We start from the raw sequence: 17883 nt of genomic DNA on the forward strand, positions 1-17883 counted from the left end.
CCTGAACGCATCGGAATTGGATTCGTTGGCCGAAACTTAAGCCTCTGCTGGGGGATAGTCCAGACAGAACGGGCCAGGTGAGATTGCAACTCGGTTACGCTCCGAAGTCGCCAGTCGTGCCTGGTGCCTCACTTGTAGTAACCGCGTCGCGTGCGTCGAGGCCGCCGGGCGGGTGAATCTGCGATCTGACCAGGCGCTACCGTGGAACGGTGAGCACGAGGACCTACGAGATCCGAACCTTCGGCTGCCAGATGAACGTGCACGACTCCGAGCGGCTCGCCGGCATGCTGGAGGACGCCGGGTACGTGCGCGCGGATTCAGATGCGGCTGACGTGGTCGTGTTCAACACCTGCGCGGTCCGCGAGAACGCCGACAACCGCCTCTACGGCACTCTCGGTCACATGCGGCCGGCCAAGGACCGCAACCCGGACATGCAGATCGCCGTCGGGGGCTGCCTGGCGCAGAAGGACCGCGACACGATCGTCAAGCGGGCCCCGTGGGTGGACGTCGTGTTCGGCACGCACAACCTCGGCTCGCTGCCGACCCTGCTGGAACGCGCCCGGCACAACCACGAGGCCGAGGTCGAGATCCTCGAATCGCTGGACGTCTTCCCGTCCACGCTGCCCGCGCGCCGCGAGTCGGCCTACTCGGGCTGGGTGTCGGTCTCGGTCGGCTGCAACAACACCTGCACGTTCTGCATCGTGCCCGCGCTGCGCGGCAAGGAGAAGGACCGCCGCCCCGGCGAGATCCTGGCCGAGGTGCAGGCGCTGGTGTCCGAAGGCGTGCTCGAAGTGACGCTCCTGGGCCAGAACGTCAACGCCTACGGCGTCGAGTTCGGAGACCGCTTCGCGTTCGGCAAGCTGCTGCGCTCCTGCGGCGAGATCGAGGGGCTGGAGCGGGTCCGCTTCACCTCGCCGCACCCGCGCGACTTCACCGACGACGTGATCGAGGCGATGGCCGAGACGCCGAACGTGTGCCCGCAGCTGCACATGCCGTTGCAATCCGGTTCGGACCGGATCCTCAAGGCGATGCGCCGCTCCTACCGCTCCGAGCGGTACCTGAACATCGTGCGGAACGTGCGCGAGGCGATGCCGGACGCCGCGATCACCACCGACATCATCGTGGGCTTCCCCGGCGAGACCGAGGAGGACTTCGAGCAGACGCTGGAGGTCGTGCGGCAGGCGCGGTTCTCCAGCGCGTTCACCTTCCAGTACTCCAAGCGGCCCGGCACGCCCGCCGCGGACATGCCCGACCAGCTGCCGAAGGAGGTCGTGCAGCAGCGCTACGACCGGCTGATCGAGCTGCAGAACGAGATCTCCTGGGACGAGAACAAGAAGCTCGTCGGCCGCCCGGTGGAACTGCTGGTCGCCGAGGGCGAGGGCCGCAAGGACTCGGAGACCCACCGGCTCTCCGGCCGGGCCCGCGACGGGCGCCTGGTGCACTTCACGCCGACCGGCGCCATCGACGGCGAGGTCCGGCCCGGCGACGTCGTGCACACCACGATCACCCGTGCCGCGCCGCACCACCTGGTCGCGGACGCGGACATCACCGGACACCGGCGAACCACCGCCGGCGACCACTGGGAGGCGGGCGTGCGGCCCAAGACCTCCGGAGTCAGCCTCGGGCTGCCGTCGTTCGGAACCCCGCCGCCGCAGCCCGCCGAGCAGCAGGGATGTGCGTGTTGAGCAAGCCGGAAGGCGCGGACGAGTCGCGCCGCGAGCTGACCAAGTCGGAGCGCGAGGTCCTGCGCCGCATCGACCCCGGCTCGCGCGCGCTGGTGATCGCGTCGGTGATGCTCGTGCTCATCCTGTGCTCGCTGCTGCCGTGGGCCGGCGGTGCCGCGGGATGGCAGGTGCTGATGGGGCAGGCCGACCCGGCGCTCAAGGTCGGCCTGCTGCCGCGGCTGTTCGCGATCAACTCGACGATCGTCGGGATCGGCCTGGGCGCCCTGGCGCTGATCACCCGGCGGTGGATCGTCGCGTTCCTGGCCGGGCTCGCCGGCGTGGTGGTGACCTTCGAAGGCGTGATCGCGATCTGGTCGCGTCAGACCAGCGGCGTGGAGAGCCCGTCGATCGGCCTGCTGCTCGCGGTGGCCTGCATGGCGATCCTGGCGGTCCAGTGGATGCGGATCGTCTGGTCCCGCGACTGACCTCCCGATTCCAGGCGGGATCGAGGGTTTCGCCGAGGTTCCCGGCCGGGACCGCGGTGATCGTCTGATCCGGCTCGTAGTCTCGGCGGCATGTCACGAGACCTCGCCTGGGACGGCGGCTACAACATCCGCGACCTCGGCGGGCTGCCCGCTGCGGCGGGCAGCAAGATCCGTCGGGGCGCAGTCGTGCGCTCCGCCAGCCCGGCGTTCCTGACCGAAGCAGGCTGGGCGCAGCTGTGGGCGCACGGCGTCCGCACCGTCGTAGACCTGACCGACGACGGCGAGTCGTTGCCCGAGCTCGCGGCGAGGCCACCGGGGCTGAACAGCCTGAAGATGCCGCTGAACCCGGTGCACGACACCGAGTTCTGGGAGAACTGGGGCAATCGGCTGCACGGCACGCCGCTGTACTACCGGCCGTTCCTCGACCGCTTCCCGGACCGCACGGCCAAGGTTGTCAGCGCGATCGCGCACGCCGAACCCGGCGGGGTGCTCGTGCACTGCACTGCGGGCCGCGACCGCACCGGGATCATCGCGCTGGTGCTGCTCGCGTTCGCGGGGGTGGCGGCCGACGACATCGTCGCCGACCACCAGCTCAGCCACGACCGGCTGCGACCGATGTTCCACCGGCTCGGCAAGCCCGACCAGGAACCGTTCATCGACGAAGCGCTAGCCGAACACGGCACCACCAAGCACGAGGTCCTGCACTCGGCGCTCGACGCCTTCGACGCCGAGCGGCACCTGCGCGCCGGCGGCTGCGCCGACGCCGACCTAGACGCCCTCCGGGCGAGGCTGCTCGCGCCGCCCGCCTGACGGCGCGAGCGAAACGCCTACCGGCTGGCGATCGCCTGCTCCGCAGCCTCCAGCCACTCGCGCCACTGCGCGGCCTGCGCCTCCGCCTGCTTCGCACGGCGTTCGTCGCCCGCTGTGCGGGCCTTCTCGGCCTGCGCCTCGAACTGCTCCACCCGGTCGCGGAACTGGTCGACGCGGGCCTGCGCCTCCGGGTCGGTGCGCCGCCACTGCGCGTCGGCTGCCGACCGCACCCGGTCGGCGACCGTGCGCAGCTTGCCTTCCAGCTCCCGCATCCGCTCCCGCGGCACCTTGCCGATCTCGTCCCAACGCTCCTGGACCCGCTGCAGGTGGGCCTGCGCGGCCTTGAGGTCGGCGGACGGATCGATCTGGTCGGCCTCGACGAGCAGCTCTTCCTTCAGCTTGGCGTTCGCGGCGAATTCGGCGTCGCGTTCGGAGAACGCCTCCGAGCGGCGGCTGAAGAACCGGTCCTGCGCGGCGCGGAAGCGCTGCCACAGCGCCTCGTCGCTGTCCTTCGGGGCGCGGCCGGCGGCCTTCCAGTCAGCCATCAGCTGCTTGTAGCGGTTGGCGGTCTCGCTCCAGTCGGTGGACTCGGTCAGCGATTCGGCTTCCTCGACCAGCTCCTGCTTGTGCGCCTTGGACGCCGCGCGCTGCCGGTCGAGCTCGGCGAAGTGCGAGCCCCGGCGGCGGCTGAAGGCGTCGCGCGCCTTCGAGAACCGGCGCCACAGCTGCTCGTCGGTCTTGCGGTCGACGCCGCGGACCTTCTTCCACTCGTCGAGGATCTGGCGCAGCCGGTCACCGGCGCTCTTCCAGTGCGTGGATTCGGTGGCGATCTCCTCGGCCTCGACGACCAGCGCCTCCTTGCGCGCGATCGCGTCCGCCCGGGCGCGTTCCTTCTCGTGCTTCGCGCCCTCGACGGCCTGCTCGGCACGCGCCAGCAGGTACTCGATCCGGGCGGTCAACGCCGCCAGGTCGCCGATCACCGCGGCTTCGGCCAGCGACTCGTGCAGGTGCTTCGCGCTGGTCAGGGTGTGCTTCGGCTCGCCGGCGTGGGTGCCCAGCCGGGTTTCCAGCAGTTCGACCTCGGTGAGCAGGTCGTCGAACTTGCGCGCGTAGAGGGCCAGGCCCTCGGCCGCGTCACCGGCTTGCCAGGAACCGATCGCGCGCTCACCTTCGGGGGTGCGGACGTACACCGTGCCATCGGCGTCCACCCGCCCCCACTTGGTGGGATCTGCGGAAGCGGTCGGTACCGCCGGCGCAGCCGTGGGTGACCCGGTGGTGCTGGTGGTCGAGTCCGCGGCCGCCTTGTTGGCGACTGCCTCGGGGGTCGTGTCCTGGTGCGTCATGGCCGGCTTCCTCCTTGCGTGCCCGCTCCGATGCCCGTGTCCGGCACGGGCGCCCCGCATCGGCGGGGCCCAGCAAGCGTCGACCCGAACCGTTCGGTGGTCCGGCCGCCGCTGGCGCATTCAAACAGGTCAGGGCGCGAATCGGTACTCCGTCGCGGAATCGGTTCGCCGATGGATCGGCGCGCCGCGCGACGCGGTGACCGGGCCGGGCGCGTGACCTGCACGGGTTCATTGTCATCAGGCACCTGTTCGGTCGCAGCGGGCAGGGGGCGGGAAACCCGCGCCGTGTCCTGCCGCCGGTTGCGACTCCCTGCTCCAGTCAACTCGCCCGTGACCTCTACCGTGCACAGGTGTGATCACCCGTGTCGCTGTGGTGCCCTACCCGCCGTTGCTGGTTCCCGAACTGACCGTGCGGGCCGACCCGGAAACCGCTCGCCTGCGGGGCGCCTGTCTGCGCGCCGTGTCCAGTCTGACTGAATCTGCCGCCGAATGGGTGGCCGTTGGCGTAGATCAGTCGGGACCGGTGGTGCTCGGGCCGGACGTGGCGGGCACGTTCGCGGGCTTCGGCGTCGACGTCCAGGTCACGCTCGGCGGCGCCGGTACGCCGGATCCGCGGCTGCCGCTGCATGCGCTGATCGCCGGTCTGTTGCGCGAGCAAGCGGGAGCGCGCTCGGTGACGACGCACCTGCTGGCGCCGGACACACCGGCCGACGAATGCCTGCGGCTCGGCACCGAGCTGGCGGCGGAGGACGTCGGCCTCCTAGTGCTCGCCGACGGCACCAACCGCTCCGACGAGCGTTCGCCGTACCCACCGGACGAGCGCGCGAAGCCGGTCGACGAGCAGATCCGCGCCGCACTGGCCGATGTGGACACGAACGCGCTGCTCGCGCTGGAGCCGGAGCTGTGCGCAGAGCTGGGCGTCGAGGGTCGTGCCGCGCTCCAGGTCCTGCCCGGCGTCGTCGAGGCCGCCGGCGGAACCTGGCGCGGCGAACTGCTGTACTCGGCCACCCCGTTCGGCGTCACCTACCACGTGGCGACCTGGACCCGCACGGCCTGAACGGGTGTTGCCGCTGGTCACCCCCGTGAGCCCCAAAAAACCCACGGGTCTCGGCCGACCGGTCCGGGGCCGGGCGGACCGCTGTGCGGAAGGCCCGGCAGGCGCTTCTAAGGTCGAGGGGTGCAGTCCCTTTCGCATCTGGTGGCGATCGTCGGTCCCACCGCCACCGGCAAGTCGGACCTCGGCATCGAGCTCGCCGCGGCGTTCGACGGCGAGGTGATCAACGCCGACGCCATGCAGCTCTACCGCGGGATGGACATCGGCACGGCCAAGCTGCCGCAGGCGGAGCGCCGCGGCATCCCGCACCACCTGCTGGACGTCCTCGACGTCACCGAGACCGCCTCCGTGGCGGCTTACCAGGAGCAGGCGCGCAGCGCCGTCGAAGACGTCCTCGCCCGCGGCCGGACGCCGGTGCTGGTGGGCGGCTCCGGCCTCTACGTGCAGGCTGTCGTCGACGACCTGTCGTTCCCCGGCACGGACGCCGAGGTGCGGGACAAGTACGAGCAGGAGCTGGCGCGGGTCGGCCCGGACGAGCTGCACCGGCGGCTGCGGGAGCTCGACCCGGTGGCCGCGGAAGCCATCCTGACCAGCAACGGCCGCCGCATCGTCCGGGCGCTGGAGGTCATCGAGATCACCGGCCGGCCGTTCTCGGCGAACCTGCCCAAGCCCGGACCGCCCCGCTACGGCGCGGTGCTGATCGGCCTGGACCGCCCGGTCGAGGACCTGGACGACCGCGTCGACCGGCGCGTCACCAGTATGTTCGACGCCGGGCTGGTCGACGAGGTCCGGCAGCTGGAAGCGCTCGGACTCCGGCGAGGCCGCACCGCCAGCCGCGCGCTCGGCTACCAGCAGGTGCTCGCCGAGCTCGACGGGGAGGGCGACATGACCGCCGCCGCGGCCGAGACCGCCAAGCTCACCCGCCGCTTCGTCCGGCGGCAGCGCTCCTGGTTCCGCCGGGACGGGTGGATCCACTGGTTCGACGCCGCCGTCCCAACCCTGGCCACCGACGTCCGAACGCTGCTGACCTCGGGCACGGCTGAGCGTCAAGAGCCATCCGGGCGAAAGTAGACTGGACCCGTGCATTCCTCCCAGGGCCCCGAGTTCATCAAGGGCCACGGCACCCAGAACGACTTCGTCATCCTGCCCGACCCGGACGGCGAGCTCGCCCTCACCGACGAGCGGGTCCAGGCGCTGTGCGACCCGCACCGAGGACTGGGTGCGGACGGCGTCCTGCGGGTGATCCGCGCAGGTGCGCTGGAGGACGCCCCAGCCGACGTGCCGGCCGACGTGTGGTTCATGGATTACCGCAACGCCGACGGCTCGATCGCCGAGATGTGCGGCAACGGCGTGCGGGTGTTCGCCCGCTACCTCGTCGACGCCGGGCTGGCCGCCCCCGGTGAGCTGCCGGTGGGCACGCGCGCGGGCGTTCGACCGGTCCGGATCCACGACGACGGCCGGGTCACGGTCGACATGGGCCCGGCCAAGGTCTTCGGCGAGTCCACCACCAGTGCCTCCGGCCACTCCTTCGCGGGAGTCGCGGTGGACGTCGGCAACCCGCACCTGGCCTGCGTGGGCGACGTGGACCTCGCCGAGCTCGACCTGAAGACGGCGCCGCCGCACGACCGCCACCTCTTCCCGCACGGCGTGAACGTCGAGTTCGTCCGGCCGCTCGAGGGCGACCACATCCAGATGCGCGTGCACGAGCGCGGGGTCGGCGAAACCCGCTCCTGCGGCACCGGCACGGTCGCCGCCACGGTCGCGGCCCTGCGCGCGGCCGGCGCGGAAACCGGGCGCCGGGTGGTCCACGTCCCGGGCGGTACCGTCGAGGTGGAGGTCACCGCGACGACCTCCACGCTCACCGGCCCCGCCGTGCTGGTGGCGCGCGGGAACCTCGATCCCACCTGGTGGCAGCGGCCGTAAGGTGGGCGTCACAACAGTGCAAACGGGTAATGGCGGGCGCGACACGTGAAAATCGGTCGCGGACCGTGGGACAATGGTTTTGATATGAAAAATTCCCTGACCTGGTCCGCCGAGCCCGACCGCGATGCGGTCGAACCCGACGAATACGACCCCATCCTCACTGCAGAACCGTCCACGGGCGAGATGGAGCGCGCAGACCGTGCGTCGCTGCGGCGGATCGCCGGGCTGTCCACCGAGCTCGCGGACATCACCGAGGTCGAATACCGCCAGCTCCGCCTGGAACGCGTGGTGCTGGTCGGAGTCTGGACCGACGGCGACGCGGCGCACGCCGACGCGTCGCTGGACGAGCTTGCGCGGCTCGCCGAGACCGCGGGCTCGCAGGTGCTGGAAGGCATCATCCAGCGTCGCGACCGCCCGGACCCCGGCACCTATGTCGGCTCCGGCAAGGTCCGCGAGCTACGCGACATCGTCGTCGCGACCGGGGCGGACACCGTCATCTGCGACGGCGAGCTCTCGCCCGGCCAGCTGCGGCAGCTGGAGGAGAAGCTCAAGGTCAAGGTGGTCGACCGGACCGCCCTGATCCTGGACATCTTCGCCCAGCACGCCCGGTCCAAGGAGGGCAAGGCGCAAGTCGAGCTCGCCCAGCTCCAGTACTTCCTGCCGCGCCTGCGCGGTTGGGGTGAGGCGATGTCCCGGCAGGCCGGTGGCCGGGCGGGGGCGAACGGCGGCGTCGGCACCCGTGGTCCCGGTGAGACCAAGCTGGAGACCGACCGGCGGCGCATCCACAAGCGCATCGCCAAGCTCCGCAAGGAACTCGCCGCCATGCGCACGGTGCGCGGCACCAAGCGCGGTCGCCGCGAATCCAACGAGGTCCCCAGCGTGGCCATCGCCGGCTACACCAACGCCGGGAAGTCCAGCCTGCTCAACGCGTTGACGGGCGCCGGGGTGCTGGTGGAGGACGCGCTGTTCGCCACCCTGGACCCGACGACCCGCAGGGCGGGCACGCCGGACGGCCGCGAATACACGCTGACCGACACGGTCGGTTTCGTCCGGCACTTGCCCCACCAGCTGGTCGAAGCGTTCCGCTCGACCCTCGAAGAGGTCGGCGGTGCGGACCTGCTGGTGCACGTCGTGGATGGCTCCGAGGCCTCGCCGCACGAGCAGGTCGCCGCGGTGCGCGAGGTGCTGAACGAGATCTCCGAGGACCACGAGACGGCGATGCCGCCGGAACTGCTGGTCGTCAACAAGATCGACTCGGTCGACGCCACCCGGATGGCCGAGCTTCGGCGGCTGTTGCCCGCCGCGGCGTTCGTCTCCGCGCGAAGCGGCAAGGGCATCGAGGAGCTGCGCGAGGCCATCGCCGAGCGGCTGCCCCGACCTGACGTCTTCGTCGACGCGCTGGTGCCGTACACCCGCGGCGAACTCGTCGCGCGAGTGCACGCGGACGGCGAAGTGGTTGACGAGGAGCACACCCCGGAGGGCACCAGGATCCGCGCGAAGGTCCGGCCGGACCTGGCCAGCGCGCTCCAGCCGTTCGTGGGAATCGGGTGAGCACTGCCGGTGCGGGTGGTGCGGCTGTCGCCGCGCTGCTGCTGTCGGTGGCGTCGGGAGTGGTTCCGGCCGCCGCCGCGGAGCAACCGCTCGCACCGGTCGGGAAGTGCCGTGTCGGGGACAAGCGCCTAGCCGAGCTGTCCGGTCTCGCGTCGGACGGCTCCGCCTGGTACGCCATCAGCGATGGCGGCAGCTCGCTGCGGGTGTTCGTGCTCGACCCGACCGATTGCTCGGTCCGCGGAGTCCGGACGGCCTCCAACGATCCGTACGACGTCGAAGACCTCGCGCTGGGGCCCGACGGATCGCTCTGGCTGGCCGACACCGGGGACAACCGCCGCCGCCGGGACAACATCGGATTGCACGTGATGCCGCCGGGCGGCGACGCGACGCTTTACCACCTCACCTACCCGGACGGGCCGCACGACGCGGAAGCGCTGCTGCTCGACCGGGCCGGCGTGCCGCACATCGTCACGAAGGAACCGCTCGGTACTGCCGGGGTCTACCGCCCGAGCGCTCCCTTGGCGGCGGACCGCACCGCTCCGTTGGAGCGGGTCGGTTCGATCTCGCTGCGCTCCACCCAAACCCCGGGCGGTCCGGTGCGCGGCGCGTTCGGTTCGGTGCTGGTGACGGGTGGGTCCGTGAGCCACGACGGCACGCTGGTCGCCATCCGCACCTACACCGAGGCGTACGTGTACAACGCGCCGGACGGCGACCTGGTCGCGGCGTTCCACCGCGAACCACTGCGCATCCCGTTGCCGAACGAGCAGCAGGGCGAGGCGATCGCTTGGGAACCGGACGGTGCATTGCTGTCCGGGTCCGAAGGAAACCAGCCGGTCCGCCACATCCCCGGAGTCGCGGCGGCCGCGCGAACGTCCGGTGCGCAGGGCGAAGACACTGCGGCTCCACCGCCGGGCGGCGACGTGGACCAGGCCCAGCCGCCGACCGCCCCGGGCGGTACCGGGATGTCGACGGGGCAGGCCCTGTTCCTCGCGGCCGCGCTGTCCGGACTGCTCATCTTCGTGACCCGTCGGCTGCGCCGCCGCGCCCGCTAGAACCGCCGACCCGAGCGGCCTTCACGGGTTTCCATCAATTGCGGGGTGACCACCGGAGTGCACTCGCCGTCGCCGCTGCGGGATTCCCCGGCTCATGCCGAGCCCGGGAATCCCGCAGCGAGCGTCCGGTGGGGGCGCCGGTTGCCTGAAGCTCAGAGGCGTCGCAGCACCGCGACGACCTTGCCCAGGATCGCCGCGTCATCGCCGAGGATCGGCTCGTAAGCCGGGTTGTGCGGCATCAGCCACACGTGGTCGTCGGTTCGCTTGAACGTCTTCACGGTCGCTTCGCCTTCGATCATCGCGGCCACGACGTCGCCGTTGTCCGCGTCGGGCTGCTGGCGCACGGCGACCCAGTCGCCGTCGGTGATGGCGAGGTCCACCATCGAGTCACCGACGACCTTGAGCAGGAAGAGCGTGCCGTCTCCGACGATCTCCTTCGGCAGCGGGAAGACGTCCTCGATGGACTCCTCCGCCAGGATCGGGCCGCCGGCCGCGATCCGGCCCACCACCGGCACGTACGCGGGCTTGGCCTGCCCGGCCATCTCGGGGGAGTCGGGCTCGCCGCCGACGAGCACGCCGACGGTGCGTGGTCGGTGCGGGTCTCGGCGCAGGTAGCCCTTTCGCTCCAGCACGCGGAGCTGGTACGCCACCGAGGACGTCGAGGTGAGCCCGACGGCGTCGCCGATCTCGCGGACGCTTGGCGGATACCCGTGCTCGCGCATCCACTTCCTAATGGCCTCCAGCACCTTCAGCTGGCGGTCGCTGAGCTCGTCGGTCCCGCTGGGCTGCTCGGGCAGGGTGTTCACGTCGGCCCGGGAGTCGTCGTCCTTGACGTCCTGTACGCGGCCCTTGATCGAGCCGGTCGCATTCCTCGCCACCGCTGCCTCCTGTCCGTGTGAACTGCTCCGTGTGAACTGCGGTGCTGATCGCGGGGGGAGTGTCGGTCCGCCCGATTTCCACAGTAGACGCGAGAAACCCAGAGATCAAACACCTGTTCGAGTTAATTTTGGGCCTTAAGTCTCGCCTTGCGGTGTGCTCGTGGTACACAATCGCACGCAGGTTCGATCGAACATTCATTCGATCATGAATTCAGGTGCGGGAGGCGTCATGACCACGTTCATCGATGCGGCGAGGCGGGCGCGTCCCGTCGAGCGGGAGGTCGCCGACCGGCGGCAGGTGGGCGAGTCGGTCGCGGCGCCGCGACCGCGCCACGGCGTCCGGCGGGCGCCCGGTCGCGTCGTCTTCCGCGCGCCGGATGCGCCGGCCGAGGAGCCCGTCGCGGCGTGCGGCCGGGCTCGCCGGAACGGCGAGTGGCTTTGGCTGACCTCGGTGGCGATCTTCACTTTCCTCATTGTCATGCTGGTGGGGTTCTTCGGGCTCGGCGACGCGCCGGTGGCGGGCGGCGACGCGGTCGTCGAAGTGCACGCCGGGGACACGTTGTGGGGGATCGCGGGCCGGGTGGCGCCGGACAGCGACCCGCGCGCCGTGGTCGCGAAGATCGTCGAGCTCAACGGGCTGGACGAGGCCGCCCTGGAGGCGGGCCGCCTGCTGGTGGTCCCGGTCGGCGATTGATCGGTGTCCGGGTCGGTGCCGGGGGTGGCGTCGGCTGGTGATCGATCGACTGCCGGGCACCGCCGGGTGGTCGTCGTCGGGTGGGCGTCGGTGTGATGGCGGCTGGTTGCGGCCCGGTGTCCGGGGGTCCGGAGTCGCGGCTTCGGCGGCGACCAGCGGGTTCTCGCGGTCGGTGTTGAGCGGCGTCGGCCGGGCGCGCCGAGAGGGCGTGTCGAGTTTGCGTCGCGGTACGCCGCGGATTAGAGTCGACCACAACATCTAGTAGTTACGTCCGTGTATTTAGTCCATAGGTTGGGCTTGTAGGGTGTTCGAGCGCCCACGGACGGTGAGTTGGTCGACGGTCGCCGAGGTGTGGTCGCGGCCAAGCTGGGGAAGGGGGGTGAGGGCCGGTGCGGTGCCCGTTCTGTCGCGGCGAGGACTCCCGGGTCGTCGATTCGCGCGAGGTCGAGGAAGGCCAGGCGATCCGGCGCAGGCGATCGTGCTCGACGTGTGGTCGGCGGTTCACGACCATCGAGGAGCTGGTGCTTTCGGTGGTCAAGCGTTCCGGCGTCACCGAGCCCTTCAGCCGCGAGAAAGTGGTCCGCGGCGTGCGGCGCGCCTGCCAGGGGCGCCCCGTCGAAGAGGACGCGCTGCAGCAGCTCGCGCACCAGGTGGAGGACACGGTCCGGTCCCTCGGGGTCTCCGAGCTGCCCAGCCACGAGGTGGGGCTGGCGATCCTGGGGCCGCTGCGGGAGCTGGACGAGGTCGCCTACCTGCGGTTCGCGAGCGTGTACCGGGCGTACTCCTCGGTGGAGGACTTCGAGAAGGAGATCGCCGACCTCCGCGCGGCGCGCCGCGCCGCGCAGGCCGGTGCGGAGCAGAACGCGGAGACCGGCCGTGAGTAAGCCGCGTCGGCGGACGCCCCGCCGAGGGGGCGGAAACGCAAAGCGTCAGCCGGCGGCCCAGGGTGGGGCGCCGCTGAGGATTGAGGCACGACCGAACCGGACGGGGAGCCCGGACGGGGCCGACGAAGCACGACGAGCGAGCGACACGCGCGCGATCAAGAAGGAAGAGGGTCAGGTCATGACAGAGACCGTCGGTAGCCCGGCCGGCGCATCGGGGGAGTCGGCAACAGGTGCCCGCGAGGGCATCCGGGTGCAGCGCGTCTACACCACGGAGGGGGTGCACCCCTACGACGAGGTCAAGTGGGAGCGCCGCGATGTGGTGATGACCAACTGGCGGGACGGGTCGGTCAACTTCGAACAGCGCGGGGTCGAGTTCCCCGACTTCTGGTCGCTGAACGCCGTCAACATCGTCACCAGCAAGTACTTCCGCGGCGCGGTGGGCAGCGACGAGCGGGAGAGCAGCCTCCGGCAGCTCATCGACCGCGTCGTGCTGACCTACGTCGCGGCGGGCGTCGAGCACGGTTACTTCGCGACCGACGCCGACGCCGAGATCTTCGAGCACGAGCTGACCTGGATGCTCATGCACCAGGTGTTCAGCTTCAACTCGCCGGTGTGGTTCAACGTCGGCACCAACTCCCGGCAGCAGGTGTCGGCCTGCTTCATCCTGTCCGTCGACGACACGATGGAGTCGATCCTCGACTGGTACAAGGAAGAGGGCCTGATCTTCAAGGGCGGTTCGGGCGCGGGCCTGAACCTGTCCCGCATCCGCTCCTCGCGGGAGCTGCTGTCCTCCGGCGGCACCGCGTCCGGCCCGGTGTCGTTCATGCGCGGTGCGGACGCGTCCGCGGGCACCATCAAGTCCGGCGGTGCGACCCGCCGCGCGGCGAAGATGGTGGTCCTGGACGTCGACCACCCGGACATCGAGGAGTTCATCGAGACCAAGGCGCGCGAGGAGCACAAGATCCGCGCGCTGCGCGACGCCGGTTTCGACATGGACCTCGGCGGCGCGGACTCCAACTCGGTGCAGTACCAGAACGCCAACAACTCGGTGCGCGTCTCCGACGAGTTCATGCGCGCGGTGGAGAGCGACGGCCGGTTCGGCCTGCGGGCCCGGATGACCGGCGAGGTGCTGGACACGGTGCAGGCCCGCGACCTGTTCCACAAGATGGCGAAGGCCGCCTGGGACTGCGCGGACCCGGGCATCCAGTACGACGACACGATCAACGACTGGCACACCTCGCCGGAGACGGGCCGGATCACCGCGTCCAACCCGTGCTCGGAGTACATGCACCTGGACAACTCCAGCTGCAACCTGGCCTCGCTGAACCTGCTGAAGTTCCTGCGTGATGACCTGACCTTCGACGCCGAGCTGTTCGAGAAGGCCGTCGAGTTCGTCATCACCGCGATGGACATCTCGATCTGCTTCGCGGACTTCCCGACCGAGGCGATCGGCGACACCACCCGCAAGTTCCGGCAGCTGGGCATCGGCTACGCCAACCTGGGCGCGCTGCTGATGGCGACCGGCCACGCCTACGACTCCGACGGCGGCCGCGCGCTGGCGGCGGCGATCACCTCGCTGATGACCGGCACCGCGTACAAGCGGTCGGCGGAGCTGGCCGGCGTGGTCGGCCCGTACGACGGTTACGCCCGCAACGCCGAGGCCCACCAGCGCGTGATGCGCAAGCACGCGGCGGCCAACGACCTGGTCCGCACCTACCACCGCAACGACGCCGCCGTGCACAAGCTGGCGACGAAGGTGTGGCAGGAGGGCCTGGAAGTCGGTGCCCGCAACGGCTGGCGCAACGCGCAGGCCTCCGTGCTGGCCCCGACCGGAACCATCGGCCTGATGATGGACTGCGACACCACCGGCATCGAGCCGGACCTGGCGCTGGTCAAGTTCAAGAAGCTGGTCGGCGGCGGCTCCATGCAGATCGTCAACCAGACGGTGCCGCGCGCGCTGCAGGCGCTGAGCTACCAGGACGAGCAGATCGAGGCCATCGTCGAGTACATCGCCGAGCACGGCCACGTGGTCGACGCGCCGGGCCTGCGGCAGGAGCACTACGAGGTCTTCGACTGCGCGATGGGCGAGCGCTCGATCGCGCCGATGGGCCACGTGCGGATGATGGCCGCGGTGCAGCCGTTCATCTCCGGCGCGATCTCCAAGACGGTGAACATGCCGGAGTCGGCGACCATCGAAGAGGTCGAGCAGCTGTACTTCGAGGGCTGGAAGCTGGGCCTGAAGGCGCTGGCGATCTACCGCGACAACTGCAAGGTCGGCCAGCCGCTGTCGGCGGGGAAGGGCGACAAGGGCGAGTCGGAGAAGGCGGTCGAGAAGCAGATCGAGTACCGCCCGGTCCGCAAGCGCCTGCCGAAGAAGCGCCCGAGCCAGACGGTGTCGTTCACCGTCGGCGGCGCCGAGGGCTACCTGCACGCCGGTTCGTACCCGGACGACGGGCTGGGCGAGATCTTCGTCAAGCTGGGCAAGCAGGGTTCGACGCTGGCCGGTGTCATGGACGCCTTCTCGATGTCGATCTCGGTGGGTCTGCAGTACGGCATCCCGCTGGAGTTCTACGTCTCGAAGTTCCAGAACCTGCGCTTCGAGCCGGCCGGGATGACCGACGACCCGGACATCCGGATGGCCAGCAGCGTGCTGGACTACCTGTTCCGCCGGCTCGCGCTGGACTACCTGCCCTACGAGAAGCGGGCCCAGCTGGGCGTCTTCACCGTCGACGAGCGGGAGGCGCAGGTCAACGGCACCGATGTGGCGCCGGCCGGGCAGGACGCGGCCGTCGAGCTGGACACGATGCGTTCCACTGTGGACTACTCGAAGAAGTCCGCGGAGTCGAAGTCCGAGGAGCAGCGGGCGGGCAGCTCGACCGAGCTGCTGGAGCTGCGCCTGGGCAAGGCCGCGGACGCGCCGCTGTGCATGACCTGCGGCACCAAGATGCGTCCGTCGGGCTCCTGCTACCTCTGCGAGGGCTGCGGTTCGACCTCCGGCTGCAGCTGAGGCCGGGATTCATCGCGAATAGCACAACATCGGGCACCTGAAGCCAAGGCGTGAAGGTGCTGCTGGAAGGGGAGTCGGCCGAATCGGCCGGCTCCCCTTCCACGTGCGTGGGGGAGTGGGCTCGACCGGCCGCAAGGTGACCGCGAACCTGGCTCTCACGCTGGACGGGCGTTGCGGGCCAGGCGATTTCGGTGCGATCGCCCCGTGCACGACCACCGAGGTCGCGCGGATACCGCTGGCCGCGGTGACCGTTCCGCCTTCTCTTGATCAGCCTCGACGTGCTGCAGCGGCCGAACTCAACGCGCCCTGCAGCGCGCCGAGGCACGTCTCCCGCAGTTCTGCGCGGGAAAACGCCTCATTCGCCAGCCATTCCACGCAGATCGCGCGGACGAACACCAGCCACGCGTGCAGCGCGGCCGATGCGACCTCGCGGCTCAGGCCGCTGAGTTCGGCCGAGTTGAGGATGCGTTGCCGGAGCTGCCCCATCTCGTCGGCGATGATCGCCTGGATCACCGGGTCGCCCGACAACGTCCGGTTCGCGGCCAGCACGGTCTGCCGGTTCGCGATGAAATAGTCGATGTGCGCGTCCAGGCCGGCCGACACCTGTTCGGTCATCGGGCGGGCAGGGTCGACCTTCGCCGCGTCCAGCAGTTCGTCGGCTGCGCGCTGGTAGATCGCGGCGAACAGGTCTCGTTTGCTCGCGAAGTAGCGGTACAGGTTGGCCCGGGAAATCCCGGCCAGCTCCGCTACCTCCTCCATCAGCACGTCGTCGTAGGGCCGCGTCGCGAACAGTCGCGCGCCGATTTCGAGCAGTTCGCCGCGGCGCTGGTCCGGTGGCAGTCGTCGTCGTGCTCCCATGCCGGAAACACTAATTGACGCGTGTCTCGTACGGGTCGTACGCTCATCTCATTACGAGACATGTGTCTAGTAAGGCGGGTGCGGTGACCGGTACCGAAACAGCGAGCGGCAGGGCGAAGGCGATCGCCGTCCCCGGCGACGTCAGATCGCGTGCCTCACTGCTGAACCCCGACTACCAGGACGCGTTCGTCGTCGAGACCGGCGAAGAGGTTCCTCGGAACGCCGAACGCTGGATCCGGGAGGTTTTCGAATCGGCCCCGGTGCCCGTCCGCGCCTTCCTCCGGATCGGCTGGTCGCTGTTCGGAGCGCAACTCGGCCCGTCGGGATCCCCAGCGCACGTCCTGGGTTGGCAGATCGGCGAGAACCACCCGGACTGGATTCGCCTGGAGGTCTTCTGGAAGCTCGGATTGCGGGCGAGCCTGGTGTTGCGCGCGCAATCCTCCTCGATCGTTCTGGCGACCTTCGTCGAGCACCAACGCAGGGCCGCTCGAATCCTCTGGCCGACGCTGATTCTTGTCCACCGCTGGACCCTTCGCTATCTGCTCTCCCGCGCCGCGCGGCCCACCGTCATCCACAAGACCAGGGGATGAGGAGTCGTTTCAGAGAGCCCACCCGAAGGCTCTCGATGGGCGATTTCGCGCGAAATCGGCAGGCGGTCACGGCCCGCGAACCCGTTCTCCCACCACCTCTATGCTGGGGTGGGTCGTGACTGGCGTTCGGGTGGAGCACCACCGGGGAACGGCCCGGGCCGGCTGATCGCCGGCTCGCAGCCGCGCGCCTGGGTGCCATCGGAAGACCGACGCCCGAGGAGCGAACGTGGCCGAAACCCTCGATGTCCCCCTGATGTCCGGTACCGAACCGGCACGCGAGATCATGGCTCGCGCCGCCGAGCGCGCAGCGCGATTCGAGCAGCAGACGGGCGAAAAGCCTTGTCTGGCGACCGTTCTGGTCGGCGATGATCCGGCATCGGCGACTTACGTGCGGATGAAGCGGAACCGGTGCGCGAAGCTCGACATCGGGTCGCGGCACGTTCCCCTGCCGGCTTCCACCACGACGGAAGCGTTGGTCGCCGTGATCACCGAGTTGGCCGGTGATCCTGCTGTGCACGGGATTCTGCTCCAGCACCCGGTTCCCGGGCACATCGACGAGCGCGCGGCGTTCGACGCCATCCCGGTCGGCAAGGACGTCGACGGCGTCGGCTCGTCGTCGTTCGCCGCGATGGCGTTCGGCCGCCACGGCTTCGCTTCGTGCACGCCGGCGGGGATCATGCGTCTCCTCGATGCCCACAGCGTGGATCCGAGTGGCAAGCATGCCGTCGTGATCGGGCGCAGTCCCATCCTGGGGAAGCCGATGGCCATGTTGTTGCTGGCGCGCGATGCCACCGTCACGGTCTGCCATTCGAAGACCGGCGATCTGCCGTCCATCGTGCGGACCGCTGACATCGTCGTCGCCGCGGTGGGAAAGCCGGAGTTCGTGCGGGGCGAATGGCTCAAGCCCGGCGCGGTCGTGGTCGATGCGGGCTACAACGAAGGCCACGCCGGGGACGTGGCGTTCGACGAGGCCGGTACCCGGGCGGGACTGCTCACCCCAGTCCCTGGCGGAGTGGGGCCGATGACGATCGCGCTCCTGATGGAGCAGACCGTCGAGGCAGCCTTCCGGCAGGCGGGGCTTCTCTGACGT

The 17883-nt window shown here is 70.1% G+C and carries 16 protein-coding genes; 13 read left to right on the forward strand and 3 right to left on the reverse strand.

Features of this window, described 5'->3' with window-relative positions:
- The first annotated feature begins 209 nt into the window (after window positions 1-209).
- The 3 genes from miaB (at window position 210) to AC07FN_RS09615 (ending at window position 2959) form a co-directional block, all read left to right on the forward strand.
- Complete coding sequence (gene miaB, locus AC07FN_RS09605; protein ID WP_268951807.1) at window positions 210-1685, forward strand: tRNA (N6-isopentenyl adenosine(37)-C2)-methylthiotransferase MiaB; 1476 nt, start codon at window positions 210-212, stop codon at window positions 1683-1685.
- Window positions 1673-2149 carry an Rv2732c family membrane protein gene (locus AC07FN_RS09610; RefSeq protein WP_452612878.1) on the forward strand — a complete coding sequence of 159 codons (477 nt, stop codon included), beginning with the start codon at window positions 1673-1675 and terminating at the stop codon, window positions 2147-2149. Before miaB ends, AC07FN_RS09610 begins: the two co-directional genes overlap by 13 nt.
- 90 nt (window positions 2150-2239) lie before the next feature.
- Window positions 2240-2959 (forward strand): tyrosine-protein phosphatase, encoded by a 720-nt coding sequence (locus AC07FN_RS09615; protein ID WP_478395231.1) that lies wholly within the window; start codon window positions 2240-2242, stop codon window positions 2957-2959.
- 17 nt (window positions 2960-2976) lie between these two features.
- On the opposite strand, the gene AC07FN_RS09620 is transcribed toward AC07FN_RS09615, so the two are convergent.
- A complete protein-coding gene (locus AC07FN_RS09620; RefSeq protein ID WP_478395232.1) occupies window positions 2977-4302 on the reverse strand; it encodes a DUF349 domain-containing protein in 1326 nt (441 codons plus the stop codon).
- Between the two features lie 352 nt (window positions 4303-4654).
- On the opposite strand from AC07FN_RS09620, the gene AC07FN_RS09625 reads away from it, so the two are divergent.
- From AC07FN_RS09625 to AC07FN_RS09645, 5 genes are all read left to right on the forward strand, one after another.
- Window positions 4655-5359, forward strand: a complete 705-nt coding sequence (locus tag AC07FN_RS09625) for a class III extradiol ring-cleavage dioxygenase family protein (protein ID WP_478395233.1) — start codon at window positions 4655-4657, stop codon at window positions 5357-5359.
- A gap of 120 nt (window positions 5360-5479) precedes the next feature.
- Entirely contained in the window at window positions 5480-6427 is a 948-nt protein-coding gene (gene miaA, locus AC07FN_RS09630; RefSeq protein ID WP_478395234.1) for a tRNA (adenosine(37)-N6)-dimethylallyltransferase MiaA, read from the forward strand.
- 9 nt (window positions 6428-6436) lie between these two features.
- Window positions 6437-7279, forward strand: coding sequence for a diaminopimelate epimerase (gene dapF, locus AC07FN_RS09635; protein ID WP_478395235.1), 843 nt, complete (start codon window positions 6437-6439; stop codon window positions 7277-7279).
- A gap of 183 nt (window positions 7280-7462) precedes the next feature.
- Window positions 7463-8830 (forward strand): GTPase HflX, encoded by a 1368-nt coding sequence (hflX, locus tag AC07FN_RS09640; protein ID WP_478395335.1) that lies wholly within the window; start codon window positions 7463-7465, stop codon window positions 8828-8830.
- Window positions 8827-9882, forward strand: a complete 1056-nt coding sequence (locus AC07FN_RS09645) for a hypothetical protein (protein WP_478395236.1) — start codon at window positions 8827-8829, stop codon at window positions 9880-9882. Before hflX ends, AC07FN_RS09645 begins: the two co-directional genes overlap by 4 nt.
- A gap of 152 nt (window positions 9883-10034) precedes the next feature.
- Here the strand turns inward: AC07FN_RS09645 and lexA are convergent, their stop codons facing one another.
- A complete protein-coding gene (gene lexA, locus AC07FN_RS09650) occupies window positions 10035-10760 on the reverse strand; it encodes a transcriptional repressor LexA (protein WP_478395237.1) in 726 nt (241 codons plus the stop codon).
- Between the two features lie 229 nt (window positions 10761-10989).
- On the opposite strand from lexA, the gene AC07FN_RS09655 reads away from it, so the two are divergent.
- The 3 genes from AC07FN_RS09655 to AC07FN_RS09665 all read left to right on the forward strand — a co-directional run bounded on the left by AC07FN_RS09655 (window position 10990) and on the right by AC07FN_RS09665 (window position 15345).
- Window positions 10990-11454 carry a LysM peptidoglycan-binding domain-containing protein gene (locus AC07FN_RS09655; protein WP_478395238.1) on the forward strand — a complete coding sequence of 155 codons (465 nt, stop codon included), beginning with the start codon at window positions 10990-10992 and terminating at the stop codon, window positions 11452-11454.
- Window positions 11455-11843: 389 nt separating this feature from the next.
- On the forward strand, window positions 11844-12338 hold the full coding sequence (gene nrdR / locus AC07FN_RS09660; RefSeq protein ID WP_132482893.1) for a transcriptional regulator NrdR: 495 nt from the start codon (window positions 11844-11846) through the stop codon (window positions 12336-12338).
- A gap of 178 nt (window positions 12339-12516) precedes the next feature.
- A complete protein-coding gene (locus AC07FN_RS09665) occupies window positions 12517-15345 on the forward strand; it encodes a vitamin B12-dependent ribonucleotide reductase (RefSeq protein ID WP_478395239.1) in 2829 nt (942 codons plus the stop codon).
- Window positions 15346-15612: 267 nt separating this feature from the next.
- Here the strand turns inward: AC07FN_RS09665 and AC07FN_RS09670 are convergent, their stop codons facing one another.
- Complete coding sequence (locus tag AC07FN_RS09670; protein ID WP_478395240.1) at window positions 15613-16203, reverse strand: TetR/AcrR family transcriptional regulator; 591 nt, start codon at window positions 16201-16203, stop codon at window positions 15613-15615.
- Between the two features lie 83 nt (window positions 16204-16286).
- Between AC07FN_RS09670 and AC07FN_RS09675 the strand changes: the two genes are divergently transcribed.
- Both AC07FN_RS09675 and AC07FN_RS09680 read left to right on the forward strand, forming a co-directional pair.
- Window positions 16287-16793 (forward strand): hypothetical protein, encoded by a 507-nt coding sequence (locus tag AC07FN_RS09675; RefSeq protein WP_478395241.1) that lies wholly within the window; start codon window positions 16287-16289, stop codon window positions 16791-16793.
- A gap of 226 nt (window positions 16794-17019) precedes the next feature.
- The gene (locus tag AC07FN_RS09680) at window positions 17020-17880 is read left to right on the forward strand and encodes a bifunctional 5,10-methylenetetrahydrofolate dehydrogenase/5,10-methenyltetrahydrofolate cyclohydrolase (protein ID WP_478395242.1); all 861 of its coding nucleotides are present in this window, start codon (window positions 17020-17022) and stop codon (window positions 17878-17880) included.
- Window positions 17881-17883 lie beyond the last annotated feature (3 nt).

The sequence above is a fragment of the Saccharopolyspora sp. NPDC045941 genome, from assembly GCF_056431445.1.